Consider the following 14,335-nt stretch of genomic DNA (forward strand, 5'->3'; position numbering starts at 1 on the left):
TCTGTCGAGAAAGGGTTTCCCGGTGCAAAGCGCATAAGAAAGAAAGATACGGTGATCAAAACCAACATTGTTGGGATCGCCTCAAATATCCTTTTTGCGATGAATTTAAGCATAAACTCACTCTTTCAGTCTGTGACAGTTAAATTAAAGAAGTCGTCCAATTCTTTTGGACTAAAGATAGGCGCTACATGCAATTTCTCACATGTAGGGCCTCATTTTTATAGTTCTATCGAGTTACGAATTACTCTGTGATGTAGAGATCTTTAGAGTAAATCTTGTCTTCCGCGTTATTTACTGGGAAGCCACCAACTTTCGGTGATAGTAGACGTGATTTCACGTACTGGTAGATAGGTGCGATTGGCATATCTTTTGCCATCAACTTCTCTGCTTCTAGGTAAAGTGCTTGGCGCTCTTCGTCAGAAGTTGAAGCAAATGCTTTGTTCATGATCGCATCGTACTCTTTGCTGTCGTAGTGAATACCACCAGTAGTGTTATTACTCATCATCAGCGTTAGGAAAGATGAAGCTTCGTTGTAGTCGCCACACCAACCTGCACGAGCAACCTCAAAGTTGCCAGAATCTTTGGTAGATAGGTAAGTTTTCCACTCTTGGTTTTCTAGCGTAACGTCTAGACCAAGTGTCTTCTTCCACATTGAACCCAGTGCAACCGCAAGTTTCTTGTGGTTCTCTGATGTATTGTATAGAAGGTTAAATTCAAGAGGGTTGTCTGCGCCGTAACCCGCTTCTTCCAATAGACGCGCAGCTTCTGCGTTACGCTCTTCTTGCGTCATTTTGCCGTATGCAGGAATTTCTGGGTTGAAACCTGCCGTAATTTCAGGTGTTAGGAAGTAAGCTGGCTTTTGACCTTGACCTAAAATCGCATCGGTCACAATGTTACGGTCAATCGCATAAGAAATCGCTTTACGCACACGAACATCATCAAACGGCTTTTTCTTCGTATTGAAGATGTAGTAGTAAGTACATAAGTTACCGGTTACAGACACTTCTTGTGGGTGCTCTTTCTTCAGACGCTTGAAGTGCTCTGTAGGCAGCTCATTCGTGAAGTCGATTTCACCCGCTAGGAAGCGGTTCATTTCCGCTACTTGGTTCTCGATTGGTAAGAAAGTAACTTGGTCAAGCGTCGTGTTTTCGTTGTCCCAGTACTGTTCGTTACGTTTTAGAACCAAACGCTCGTTTACAACCCAGTTGTCAACAACATAAGCACCGTTACCTACAAAGTTCTCTGGCTTCGTCCATTGATCGCCGAACTTTTCAACAGTTGCTTGATGAACAGGTTTCACTGTCGTGTGGCCCATCATCATTACAAAATATGGTACTGCAGTATCTAACTCAACCACTAACGTGTGATCGTCAACCGCTTTAACACCTAACTCGCTCTTATCTTTTTTACCCGCAACAATGTCTTTTGCGTTCTTCATCTTGGTGTATTCCATGTACCAAGCATATGGAGAGGCGGTTGCTGGATCGACTGCGCGTTGGAAGCTGTAAACGAAATCACCTGCAGTGACAGGATCACCGTTTGACCATTTTGCGTCTTCACGTAAGTGGAAAGTGTATGTTTTGTTGTCTTCAGTTTCCCAAGATTCTGCAACACCAGGGATAGTGTTACCGTCCGCATCTTGGTTTACAAGGCCTTCAAGAAGATCGCGAATCACGTGGGATTCTGGAACACCTTGAGATTTATGAGGGTCTATTGTCGCAACTTCTGTACCGTTACCACGCACCAATTCTTGAACAGCAGCAAGTTTTGGCTCTTTAGAATCAGATTTAGCTTCAGGGGCTGGAGCCGGAGCAGGCTCAGCAGCTTGTTTCTCCGCAGGCTTTTCACCACAACCAGCTAGAGCGAGAGAAAGACCAGCACCAATAAATAAAGCGCGCGTGATTTTATTCTTATACATGCGTAAAACTCCAAATTTTTTCGTTAGCATCCATGACTTCTTTGTAAGGGCCTGGAACGGTCAGAGTTTTAGATTTTTTTAGTGCACTTTCTGAGCACAAAAGTCTAAAACCTTACAAAGACTGCGGCACACATTAGCAATCATTGAAGTAATTTGCCATAAAAATGTAGCAAAAAAACCAATAATGCTGACTAAACCACACATATCTAGCAGTAAACTCTAACCCCAAAGCATTCACCAGCCAAATAAAGACCAGAAGCGACATTTAACAGGCGAAACTTTCGATTAATCTGAGTTTAAACCATTTACTAGCATCTTATGCTAGATATTTACACATCATTTAACATTTATGACAAATCAAGTCTAACAAATAATTGTTTATATATTGGGCAAAAAACTTTTATTGTGAAGAATATCACCAGACAAAAGATAGGAAATATTGAAACAAAGTGAGCAATACAATGAAGATAAATACAAAAAAAGCTAAGTACCATTAGCACTTAGCTTTTTTCACTAGAATGCGGGTTAGTTCTATTTTTCCCAACGCTGTGCAGCTTGATGATCGGTGTCGCGCGACTCAACCCAACGATCTTCATTCGTCGTACGCTCTTTTTTCCAAAATGGAGCTTGGGTTTTCAGATAATCCATGATGAACTCGCACGCATCAAATGCCGCGCCGCGGTGCGCACTGGAAACGCCCACAAATACAATTTGATCACCGCTATCCATGTCTCCGACGCGATGAATCACGCGTACACCTAATAGTGGCCAGCGAGACTCAGCTTGATCACAAATGTCGCTCAAGCTCTTCTCTGTCATCCCCGGATAGTGCTCTAGATGTAAACCAATGACATTATCCCCAAGGTTCATATCTCGAACTTTACCAACGAATGTAACGACAGCACCGGCAGCCGTCCCTTCAGATAGACGTTGATATTCTTGCTCAACCGAAAAGTCTTCAATTTGTACAGAAACACGAGAATCCATCTTAACCCCCAGTTACCGGCGGGAAAAACGCAACTTCGTCACCTGCTTTTACTTGTGTATCCAAAGGGACGATGGATTGGTTCACTGCAGCAAGTAGCTTTCCTGGCTCGAGCGCTAAATCCCACTTGCCATCTTTCTTAGTGCCTTCTTCCACTAGATGTGCACGAATTGATTCAACCGTTTCAAACGGCCCGTCTAACTCGACACTGTCGATGCCAATCAGCTCGCGAGTTTGAGCAAAGAAAAGTACTTTAATCATGATTCCACCTTAAAGTGACCAGATTTACCACCCGTTTTCTCTAGTAGACGAACTTGACCAATGACCATGTCTTTTTGTACTGCTTTACACATATCGTAAATCGTTAGAGCAGCAACGGAAGCTGCCGTGAGCGCTTCCATTTCCACACCAGTTTTACCCGCAAGTTTACATACTGATTCGATGCGAACTTTGTTTTCTGCTTCGATAGCTTCCAGTTGAACTTCAACTTTAGAGAGTAGTAGCGGATGACAAAGTGGAATCAAATCCCAGGTTTTCTTCGCAGCTTGAATACCAGCAATACGAGCCGTCGCAAATACATCACCTTTGTGGTGCTGGCCAGAGACAATCAGTTGAAGTGTTTCTGGGGCCATGTGAACAAATGCTTCAGCACGAGCTTCACGAACCGTCTCCGTTTTTGCTGACACGTCAACCATGTTTGCTTCGCCAGAAGCATTGATATGTGTAAATTGGGTCATTGTTTTTCCTTCGCTTTTAGGAAAGGTTATACAGATAGGTGTGGCATGAAGTTACAAGGGCGATGACTTGCATCCAACTGCTGTTTAATAATTTTTGTCCAGCCTGTACGACACGCACCCGTTGAACCTGGCATTGCGAAGATCACGGTGTGGTTAGCAAAACCTGCAATCGCACGAGACTGAATGGTAGACGTACCGATCTCTTCGTACGACACCATACGGAACAACTCACCAAAACCTTCAACTTCTTTATCAAATAGAGGCTTAAGTGCTTCTGGCGTGCTATCACGTGAGGTGAAACCTGTACCGCCAGTAATCATGATCGCTTGTACGCTTTCATCAGCAATCCATTGAGAAACAATCGCGCGGATCTTGTACATGTCATCAATAACAATTTGCTTGTCTACTACGTTGTGACCCGCTTCTTGAGCATGCTCAGCTAGGTAACGACCAGAGGTATCGTTTTCTTCAGTACGAGTGTCAGATACCGTTAGAACGGCAATATTTGCAGGTTGGAATTTGCTTTCAGCGTGACCCATTTGTTCACCTATTCTCTTAATTAGCTTTGATACGCTTGGTATCGATTCGGAAAAAGTTAGAGCCAGCTTATCACTAAGCTCGCTCTAAAAGTTGAATGAAGTTAGCCGCCGATAGACGCGAGGTGTGGCGTCATACCAGTATTGCCATCATGCAAGAAATGGCTTACCGACTTGGTTTGTAACTGCGCCTGGATACGTTCAATAAGCTCACTCTCTTGCTCATCACGTTCCAAAAGATCACGCAATTCTACACCATGGTCTCCAAACAGACATAGGTGCAGCTTACCCATCGCAGAAACGCGCAGTCGGTTGCAGCTTTCACAAAAGTCTTTTTCATAAGGCATGATAAGACCTATTTCACCCTTGTAATCAGGATGAACAAATACTTGCGCAGGACCATCATTATGCGAGCGCACTTTCAGCAACCAACCATTTGCAATTAGCTGGTTACGAATTGCCACTCCGGATACATGGTGCTTATTAAATAGCTCATCCATCTCACCCGTTTGCATCAACTCAATGAAACGCAGTTGGATTGGACGATCTTTTATCCAGTTAAGAAACGCTGGCAGCTCGTGATGGTTCAGATCTTTCATCAACACCACATTAACTTTTACTTGCTCATAACCGACCTCGAACGCACGTTCGATACCATTCATGACTTCAGTAAACTTATTTTCACCTGTGATTTGATGAAACATACGCGGGTCAAGGCTATCCACACTGACATTAATGTGGGTTAAACCCGCTTCACGCCAATCTGCGACTTGTTTTGCCATGCGATAGCCATTGGTTGTCGTTGCAACTTTTTGAATGCCAGGCGTCGCCGCTACTGAATGGATAATGTCGGTAAAATCTTTGCGTAAGCTAGGCTCACCACCAGTGATGCGCACTTTTGACGTGCCACAATCAGCGAATGCTTTTACGACCCGTTTGATTTCAGGGAGAGATAAAAAAGACGAGTTTTTATTGCCCGAAGGCTTATAGCCATCAGGAAGGCAATAGGTACATTTGAAATTACATACGTCGGTCACAGACAGACGCAAGTAATAAAACTTACGATGAAATTTGTCTTCGAATTGTTGCGCCACGGAACACCTTTCCAAACACGGGAGGCATGGCCATTTCCAATCATGCCCTTGTGACAGTATGCCACTGGCTCAAAACGCTTATCCAAGGACTTAGCAATAGTGAGCTCGGAGTTATGGCAACCAGAGATATGAAATCTCTGATAGCTTTGCGGTGTAAAATACTTAATATTTGTAATGGAATCCAGACTTGAGTGATAAAAAACTCTCTAGAGACACAATTTACCGCTAAGTGAGTACCTTTAAGACACTCCTTAAGATAAATTGTAGCCGTTTTTTATTAGATTATTAGAAGAACATAATGAATATCTACACAGATAAAAAAGTGGTCGCTGTTGGCGGTGGTCATGGCTTAGGTCGAATGCTGGCCGCATTACGAGATTTTGGCAGCAATGCAACTGGGATTGTTGCCACGACTGACAATGGTGGTTCAACAGGAAGAATTCGTCACTGCCAAGGAGGAATCGCTTGGGGAGACACACGTAACTGTATTAATCAGCTCATTACAGAGCCTTCGATCAGTTCTATGATGTTTGAATATCGCTTCAAAGGCACTGGCGAACTTGATGGTCATAATCTTGGTAATTTGATGCTTACTGCACTCGATAACTTATCGGTCAGACCTTTAGATGCCATTAATCTGATTCGCAATATGTTAAAAGTCGACGTTAACATCCTTCCTATGTCCGAACACCCTTCGGATCTTTCCGCGTTATCCGTAGATGGGAAGTGGGTTACGGGAGAAACAAATGTCGACGAAATGAAAGCAGACTTGCGACGTTTGGATCTTTCACCAGAAGTGCCTGCTACCAAAGAAGCCATCACAGCTTTGGCGGAAGCGGACGCGATTATTCTTGGCCCTGGCAGTTTTTTAACTAGTATCATGCCTCCTTTATTGCTGCCTGAACTCGGCAAAGCGATTGCAGCAAACACAAAAGCAAAAGTCATTTTTGTTGCTAACCTGAGTCCAGAATACGGCCCAGCGGGACGAATGACGATGGCTCAAAAATTAGAATGGTGTGAACGTGCCTGTCAAGGAAGAAAAATAGACGTGGTTCTAGCAGAGAAAACCGAGCAAGACGTCTTAAGTCAATGGAATGTAGTGACGGAGTCACTCGCCTCCTCTAACCGAGACTGGCGTCACGATAGAAACAAGCTCAAACTAGCGATTGAAAATCAGCTACAACTTTCTATTTAAGAGCACGTTACCTGGCTAGCGCCCTCTTTTAAGGTGTTTATTGATAATGAAAACCCTTCTGTCATCGAAGGGTTTTAGTTCAGGCATCCAGTAAGAACAGATGTTTACTAAGAAAAAATGGTTAATAGGAATAAATAGTTACTGTCGCCAAGAGCGATAAGCATCTCGAGTTTCGTGCAAAAGATCGAACATAACCTCTAACTCCTCAGACTCCGCAGTCAACTCACCGGCTTTCGCTTTTTTGTCTATGGACATCGCCAGTTCACAAAGGCGATCTGCCCCAAAGCTCGCAGCACTACTTTTCAACGCGTGGCTGATTTCTTTTGAGTAAGCTAATCGCTCTGCCCCCTGCAGTTGGGATAAGTTCTCGATATAGGTATCCATTTCTCCTAGGAAGATATCGAACAGTACAGGTACGTTGTCACTGCCAATTTCCATCGACAGTTCATCTATTTTTTGCTGATTTAATACATTTACACTCATACTTTTTGCCGCTCTTCCTTGCCGTTCCATGCCTGTAACTTGCGGTAAATCGTCGACGGACTGACATCAAGGTATCCCGCCGCTCGAGGAATATTGCCATCACATGCTTCAATCGCTTGCTCGATTGCCATTTTTTCCGTCATCCATAATGGCATAATCTCAGATGCGGTCATCGCTTTCGGCTCAATTAATTTAGCCACAGACGACGGACGGTCAAGCGGTTGATTCAACGGTGGCGGTAACATGTCCAACGTAATCTCTTTACCGTTGTTTAGAACAACGATATTGCGTAGCACGTTTTGTAACTGACGAACGTTACCCGGCCACTCATAGCTGTTGAATCGCTCGATGACATCAGGCGCAAAACGTATGAAGCTTTTTCCTTCTTCGTGTGACATGTAACCTAGCAGTGAGTATGCAATTTCAATAACATCTTCGCCTCGTTCGCGTAAAGGCGGTAAATGCAAAGGAATGACATACAAACGATAGTACAAATCTTCACGGAATCGACCTTCTTGTACCTCTTTCCAGGGATCACGGTTAGTGGCACAAACAAAGCGCACATCCACGCTCTTCATTTTTGAGGAACCCACTTTTTGGAATGTGCCCGTTTGAATAAATCGTAGCAACTTGGTTTGTAAATCCAAGTCCATCTCACAAAGCTCATCTAGAAAAAGTGTGCCGCCATCCGCTAACTCAGCTGCCCCTTGACGATCATTCGCAGCGCCAGTAAAGGCCCCTTTTACGTGACCAAACAGTTCACTCTCAATCAAATCTTTTGGAATTGCAGCACAGTTAATTGCAATAAAAGGTTTGTCACCACGTTTACTTGCTGCGTGAATAGCCTCGGCACATACCTCTTTACCAGTACCACTTTCACCTGTGATAAAAATACTCGCTTTACTGCTCGCCGCTGAATCTATCGTACGGTAAACCTGCTGCATGGTTTGGCTACTGCCGATAAACCCCTGATAGCTCTGATTGCCTGGATTATCGGCTTCATTTTTTAGCTTGGTCGCTTTACGAATGGCATTGTTAACCGTGACACGTAAACGGTCTGCTTCACACGGTTTAATTAGAAAGTCTTGTGAGCCATGACGCATGGCCTCGACAGCGGTATCGATAGAACCGTGAGCGGTCATAAAAATTATAGGTACGTCGGGATGACTCTTTTTAACGGCATGTAAAACGTCCATCCCCGTCATATCTGGCAGACGGAGATCGAGTAAAATAAGATCTGGAATTCGATGATTTAGGCTCTCAATGGCATCCCTACCTGTGCCGACAATATTGATATCTATGCCAAGCGGTGTCAGGTATGAGCGGTACAGAGCCGCAACAGATGCGGTGTCCTCGACCATTAAAAGGTAACGAGACTTTGGGCCTTCGGGTTTTTGTTGCATAACCTAGCTATTATTTTGTTGTGTTTTAAACAATAATCGCATTACGCTTTGCATTTTGCAAATAACATTAGCTAAATTATGGGCAAAGGAAAAAATTCAAAAATAATATCAATTATTTAAAAAGTGGCACAAACCATGCTGTAACGATAGTGACCCCTCGGGTCACCTAGCCAACTGACGTTGTTAGTGAACGATATGTTCACAAAACAAGCCAATAGACCCGACTGCCTATTGGCTTCTTTTTTTTACAAGCGACCTAAAATGCTTGGATAGTTAAATCGGTAAGTTTGTTCAACTATTTGCGATGAACTGCGCTCGTAGTTTTTCAATCTCGTCACGCTTTTGTGCCGCTAACTCAAACTCTAAATCTTGCGCATGCTGATACATCGCTGCCTCCAGTCGACTGATTTCTTTTTCTAGCTGCTGAGGGGACAGTGCCTCGTAAGTTTGCGAAGGCTCCGCCACTTTCGATAATGGTACCTGTTTAGTGTTACGCTGGCGTTTAGACTTAGTGATATCGCCAAGTTCCATGATGTCTTTGATATTTCGTTTGAGCGCTTGTGGCGAAATACCCATTTCTTCGTTGTACGCTTCCTGCTTCTCGCGACGACGGTTAGTTTCATCCATCGCCTTTTTCATTGAGTTGGTGATTCGGTCAGCGTATAAAATCGCCTTACCTTCGATGTTTCGTGCAGCACGACCAATGGTCTGAATGAGTGAGCGTTCAGACCGCAAGAAGCCCTCTTTATCCGCATCCAAAATTGCAACTAACGAGACCTCTGGCATATCCAGGCCCTCTCTCAATAAGTTTATTCCCACCAGCACGTCAAATTCCCCAAGACGAAGGTCACGGATAATTTCCACACGCTCAACAGTATCAATGTCTGAGTGTAAATAACGTACCTTAACATCATGTTCGTGAAGGTATTCGGTGAGATCTTCAGCCATTCGTTTGGTCAGTGTTGTAACCAGAACTCGTTCATCTTTAGCTGCGCGAATACGGATCTCAGACAATAGGTCGTCGACTTGGGTCGCTACTGGGCGAACTTCCAACTCAGGGTCAAGCAAGCCTGTAGGACGAACGACTTGATCCGCTACATCACCCGCCGATTTTTCTAGTTCGTAATTTCCAGGAGTAGCAGAGACGAAAATCGTTTGTGGCGCTAGTGCTTCAAACTCCTCAAACTTCAGTGGACGATTATCCAAAGCTGAAGGTAACCGGAAACCAAACTCCACCAGCGTTTCTTTACGCGAACGGTCGCCTTTATACATGGCACCTATCTGCGGTACTGTCACGTGAGATTCATCGATGATCAACAAGCCATCATGAGGTAAGTAGTCAAACAGGGTTGGTGGCGGCTCACCTTCCGAGCGTCCACTGAGATAACGAGAATAGTTTTCGATACCGGAGCAAAAGCCCAACTCATTCATCATTTCGATATCGAATTGAGTGCGCTGGCTAATTCGCTGCTCTTCCAGTAGCTTGTTGTTATCTAGAAGCTGCTTTTTGCGCACTTCTAGTTCGACTTTAATATTTTCAATCGCTTCAAGAATGCGATCTCTTGGCGTGACATAGTGCGTCTTGGGATAGATGGTATAGCGCGGCAAGTCTCGTTGTTTCACCACGCCTGTCAATGGATCGAACACACTGATGCAATCCACCTCATCGTCAAACATCTCAACGCGCACAGCGTCTTGGTCTGATTCAGCAGGGAATATATCAATCACCTCGCCACGGACACGGAACTGCCCTCGCTCAAAAGCAACATCATTGCGCGAGTATTGGAGCTCCGCTAGGCGACGAAGCATATCACGCTGATCAATCACATCACCGCGACGTAGGTGCAGCATCATTTGTAGATACGATTCAGGATCACCCAAGCCATAGATAGCCGATACCGATGCAACAATAATGGCATCTTTACGTTCTAGTAGTGCTTTTGTAGCAGACAAACGCATTTGTTCTATATGCGCGTTAACTGAAGCGTCTTTCTCTATAAAGGTATCCGTGGTCGGAACGTACGCTTCAGGTTGGTAGTAATCGTAGTAAGAAACAAAATACTCAACCGCATTATTAGGAAAGAATGACTTCATCTCACCATATAACTGAGCAGCAAGCGTTTTGTTTGGCGCAAGTAATATTGCAGGTCGTTGGGCTTGAGCAATCACATTCGCTAGTGTGAAGGTTTTACCTGAGCCTGTGACCCCCAACAAGGTTTGATGTGCTAGCCCAGCATCGAGCCCCTCAAGCAACTGATTGATCGCTCCTGGTTGATCGCCCGACGGCTGATAATCGGAGACCAATTCATAGACTTTACTCATACCCTTCCTCAATTTTACTGCGCTAAGGCTGTATATATATACACCTTAGCTAATGAAATCTACGTCTATCGAGAATTTACCCATCATTGTTAATAAATTTTCTTGTTTGTCTAGAATGCTATAGCCATACAAAAGTGACTCTGATATAGTGCTTCGCCCTAGTTGAAGAGCTACACACATTCTTCACATTATAGTTTCCACAACTTTTCCCCAAAAATTAGCTTAAAACTTTCTTATCCCCAAAAGATTGATTTTTATCCACTTTGAATACCTTTTGATTAACATCGATAAATCTCTGTTTTATTTGCTTATTTTACGCATAACTCTGACTAAAAATTCATTAAATAAAAACTTAGTTGCATATCAATTTTCTTTACCCAGATCTCATCAACATACTTATCCACAAATTTAGTGGATAACTAACCTCGAGCCTTTACTGGCAAGCCATACAGAAAAGTAAAGCCCTTAACTCAATATTTTTTGCTAAAAATGTATTTTTTTACTGTTGACAGTAGTTTGAGTGCTCGGTAAGATTCGTCCCGCTTTCAAGCAAAGCAATTCCTCCTTAGCTCAGTTGGTAGAGCGACGGACTGTTAATCCGCAGGTCGCTGGTTCGAGCCCAGCAGGAGGAGCCAGATTATAGAAAAGCCGTGTCGCAAGACACGGCTTTTTTTGTATCTTAATCGCCATGAAATCTAAGCCAATCTAGGCGTCATAAAATCACACCGAAATAAGTTCAAATTACAGAACTCATAACATTGTCATAGATAGTGTTCTCACAGCACCACACATTTAATTCTGTCTCTTTTCTAGCAAAACACAATCATAACTAGTTGAATCTATTATTAATGCAATTTAATCATTGAAAAAATGAAAAGCATTCATTTTACTCATAACAAATAAATCCATACGATTAAAAGGGTTAAGAATGGTTCCGTCCTACTCGTCGCCTCCATTCTAATTATCAATAACTTAGGGATTTACTTATGACTATTCCGACAACTGACATGCTAGATGCATGGGCTGGATTTACTGCTGGTGAATGGCAAAACTCTGTCAACACTCGTGACTTCATCCAAAAAAACTATACACCCTATGAGGGAGACGAGACTTTCTTAGCTGAAGTTAGCGAATCCACTTCAGCATTATGGAACCAAGTGCTTGAAGGCATAAAACAAGAAAGCCGCACACACGCCCCTATTGATTTTGACACAGACTTGCCCTCAACAATCACTTCCCACGATGCAGGCTACATCAACAAAGATCTGGAAAAGATCGTTGGCTTACAAACTGATCAACCGCTAAAACGTGCAATCATCGCCAATGGCGGGATTCGCATGGTCAAAAACTCTTGCGAAGTTTATGGCCGCGAGCTGGATCCAACGGTTGAAAAAATCTTCACTGAATACCGTAAAACTCACAACAAAGCGTGTTTCGACCTTTACACCAAAGAAATCCTAGCGTGTCGTAAATCCGGCATCATTACGGGTCTTCCTGATGCCTATGGCCGTGGTCGTATCATTGGTGACTATCGCCGTCTCGCCCTATACGGTATCGACTTCTTAAAAGCAGACAAAAAAGAACAATACAATTCAACACAAACGTTCTTAGAACAAGGCAACGATCTTGAGAAAACACTTCGTCTTCGCGAAGAAATAGCCGATCAAGTTCAAGCACTTGAAGACATTCGTCAAATGGGTCTGAAATACGGCATTGATATGTCGCTACCTGCAAAAACAGCACAAGAAGCGATCCAATTTACCTACTTTGGCTACCTAGCGGCGGTTAAATCGCAAAACGGCGCAGCAATGTCACTGGGCCGTACTTCGACTTTCCTAGACGTCTATCTAGAACGCGATATCGCAAACGGTTTGATTGATGAATCACAAGCGCAAGAAATGATTGACCACTTCATCATGAAGCTACGGATGGTTCGCTTCCTACGCACACCAGAATACGATTCATTGTTCTCTGGCGACCCAATCTGGGCAACAGAAGCCATGGCAGGTATGGGTGTTGATGGCCGTACGCTAGTATCTAAAACGACATTCCGATACTTACATACGCTACATACTATGGGCCCTGCTCCTGAGCCAAACATGACGATTCTTTGGTCAGAGCAATTGCCTGAAGCGTTCAAACAATATGCTGCAAAAGTGTCGATTGATACCTCTTCGGTTCAATACGAAAACGACGATCTAATGCGTCCTGATTTCAACAATGACGACTACGCGATTGCCTGTTGTGTGAGCCCGCAGATTGTTGGTCAGCACATGCAATTTTTTGGTGCACGTGCCAACCTTGCAAAAGCACTGCTTTACACCATCAATGGTGGTATCGATGAAAAATCGAAAGCGCAAGTTGGTCCGGTAGTGGACAAAGTTCAAGATGAAATTCTCGACTTTGACGCTTTGATGCCTCGTTTCGACAACATGTTGGAATGGTTAGCAACGCAATACGTCACAGCGTTGAACATCATCCATTACTCACATGACCGTTACAGCTACGAAGCGTCACTGATGGCACTGATGGATCGCGACGTGCACCGCACGATGGCGTGTGGTATTGCAGGTCTGTCTGTTGTCGCAGACTCTTTGGCAGCAATTAAATACGCGACCGTGAAACCTGTTCGTGATGAAGATGGCATCGCCGTTGATTTTGAAATCGAAGGTGATTATCCAAAATTTGGTAACAATGATGCCCGTGTTGATGACATCGCTTGTGATCTGGTTGAGCGCTTCATGAAGAAAATTCAGAAGATGCACACCTACCGCGAAGCAGTGCCAACTCAATCGATCCTAACGATCACATCTAACGTGGTTTACGGCAAAAAAACGGGTAATACACCAGATGGCCGTCGCGCAGGTATGCCTTTTGGCCCGGGTGCAAACCCAATGCACGGTCGTGATGAAAAAGGGGCGGTTGCGTCTTTGGCATCGGTATCTAAACTGCCGTTTGCTTACGCGAAAGATGGTATTTCTTACACCTTCTCAATTGTGCCTAACGCACTGGGTAAAGATGAATTAAGTCAGAAGAAAAACCTAGCTGCGCTAATGGATGGTTACTTCCATCACGAAGCAAGCAACGAGGGCATTGCGATTGAAGGTGGTCAACACCTTAACGTCAACGTTCTAGACCGAGAGATGTTATTGGATGCGGTTGAACATCCAGAGAAATACCCTCAGTTGACGATTCGAGTGTCTGGTTATGCGGTACGTTTTAACTCTCTAACGACAGAGCAACAGCAAGACGTCATCACTCGTACCTTCACGAGTAAGATATAAACACAGTCCATCAAGCACTCAGAAAGTTTAAATAATTAGCTTGTAAATATGCATTGCCCGCCTCTCTTTTCTACCTGGGAGAGGCGGGCTTTTTTTTAAAATCACACATTAGATGAAAATTAATAGGTAGTATCCTTTCGCTAACAATACATTCAGCAAACGATTCAATTTCTTATTGATTCATCAAAATACATCAATTAGACGACTATTTTTCCATCGTGTATGTAAAACCACATCGTTCACTGGTTGTTATTGGTGTCACAAAACACGATAATATCAAGATCGGATTTTAAGAACGTAATAACTATGACCGAATATGTTTTGTTGTTGGTCGGCACTGTGCTGGTGAACAACTTTGTACTGGTGAAGTTTTTGGGC

General features: G+C 43.7%; 11 protein-coding genes, 1 tRNA gene, 2 pseudogenes and 1 riboswitch. Of the genes and pseudogenes, 4 read left to right on the top strand and 10 right to left on the bottom strand.

Annotation, left to right across the window (positions count from 1 at the left end; genetic code table 11):
• The 7 genes and pseudogenes from oppB to moaA all read right to left on the bottom strand — a co-directional run.
• Positions 1-113: pseudogene (gene oppB, locus R7Q47_RS12785) on the bottom strand (oligopeptide transporter permease); the annotation flags it as partial.
• A 128-nt stretch (positions 114-241) separates the two neighbouring features.
• A complete protein-coding gene (locus R7Q47_RS12790; protein WP_017633862.1) occupies positions 242-1,918 on the bottom strand; it encodes an ABC transporter substrate-binding protein in 1,677 nt (558 codons plus the stop codon).
• A 531-nt stretch (positions 1,919-2,449) separates the two neighbouring features.
• Entirely contained in the window at positions 2,450-2,905 is a 456-nt protein-coding gene (moaE, locus tag R7Q47_RS12795) for a molybdopterin synthase catalytic subunit MoaE (protein WP_017821374.1), read from the bottom strand.
• A 1-nt stretch (position 2,906) separates the two neighbouring features.
• The gene (gene moaD / locus R7Q47_RS12800) at positions 2,907-3,164 is read right to left on the bottom strand and encodes a molybdopterin synthase sulfur carrier subunit (protein WP_005388938.1); all 258 of its coding nucleotides are present in this window, start codon (positions 3,162-3,164) and stop codon (positions 2,907-2,909) included.
• Positions 3,161-3,640 (bottom strand): cyclic pyranopterin monophosphate synthase MoaC, encoded by a 480-nt coding sequence (moaC, locus tag R7Q47_RS12805; protein ID WP_005380779.1) that lies wholly within the window; start codon positions 3,638-3,640, stop codon positions 3,161-3,163. Before moaC ends, moaD begins: the two co-directional genes overlap by 4 nt.
• Before the next feature lie 26 nt (positions 3,641-3,666).
• A complete protein-coding gene (gene moaB, locus R7Q47_RS12810) occupies positions 3,667-4,179 on the bottom strand; it encodes a molybdenum cofactor biosynthesis protein B (RefSeq protein WP_005388935.1) in 513 nt (170 codons plus the stop codon).
• Positions 4,180-4,280: 101 nt separating this feature from the next.
• Complete coding sequence (moaA, locus tag R7Q47_RS12815) at positions 4,281-5,270, bottom strand: GTP 3',8-cyclase MoaA (RefSeq protein WP_017636052.1); 990 nt, start codon at positions 5,268-5,270, stop codon at positions 4,281-4,283.
• Positions 5,259-5,393: riboswitch (molybdenum cofactor riboswitch) on the bottom strand. (Overlaps the previous gene by 12 nt.)
• Positions 5,394-5,568: 175 nt before the next feature.
• Between moaA and R7Q47_RS12820 the strand changes: the two genes are divergently transcribed.
• Complete coding sequence (locus R7Q47_RS12820; RefSeq protein WP_005388931.1) at positions 5,569-6,465, top strand: YvcK family protein; 897 nt, start codon at positions 5,569-5,571, stop codon at positions 6,463-6,465.
• A gap of 138 nt (positions 6,466-6,603) precedes the next feature.
• Here R7Q47_RS12820 and luxU read toward each other — a convergent pair whose 3' ends face one another.
• The 3 genes from luxU to uvrB all read right to left on the bottom strand — a co-directional run bounded on the left by luxU (position 6,604) and on the right by uvrB (position 10,673).
• The gene (gene luxU, locus R7Q47_RS12825) at positions 6,604-6,948 is read right to left on the bottom strand and encodes a quorum-sensing phosphorelay protein LuxU (RefSeq protein ID WP_054576229.1); all 345 of its coding nucleotides are present in this window, start codon (positions 6,946-6,948) and stop codon (positions 6,604-6,606) included.
• Positions 6,945-8,351, bottom strand: a complete 1,407-nt coding sequence (gene luxO, locus R7Q47_RS12830) for a quorum-sensing sigma-54 dependent transcriptional regulator LuxO (RefSeq protein ID WP_005380768.1) — start codon at positions 8,349-8,351, stop codon at positions 6,945-6,947. Before luxO ends, luxU begins: the two co-directional genes overlap by 4 nt.
• A 291-nt stretch (positions 8,352-8,642) precedes the next feature.
• Complete coding sequence (gene uvrB, locus R7Q47_RS12835; protein WP_017636056.1) at positions 8,643-10,673, bottom strand: excinuclease ABC subunit UvrB; 2,031 nt, start codon at positions 10,671-10,673, stop codon at positions 8,643-8,645.
• A 559-nt stretch (positions 10,674-11,232) separates the two neighbouring features.
• Here uvrB and R7Q47_RS12840 point away from each other — a divergent pair.
• From R7Q47_RS12840 to R7Q47_RS12850, 3 genes and pseudogenes are all read left to right on the top strand, one after another.
• Positions 11,233-11,308, top strand: a tRNA-Asn gene (locus R7Q47_RS12840).
• Positions 11,309-11,659: 351 nt separating this feature from the next.
• A complete protein-coding gene (gene pflB, locus R7Q47_RS12845) occupies positions 11,660-13,957 on the top strand; it encodes a formate C-acetyltransferase (protein ID WP_054576231.1) in 2,298 nt (765 codons plus the stop codon).
• Between the two features lie 306 nt (positions 13,958-14,263).
• A pseudogene (locus R7Q47_RS12850) lies at positions 14,264-14,335 on the top strand (electron transport complex subunit RsxA); the annotation flags it as partial.

The sequence above is a fragment of the Vibrio sp. Vb0349 genome, assembly GCF_033338975.1.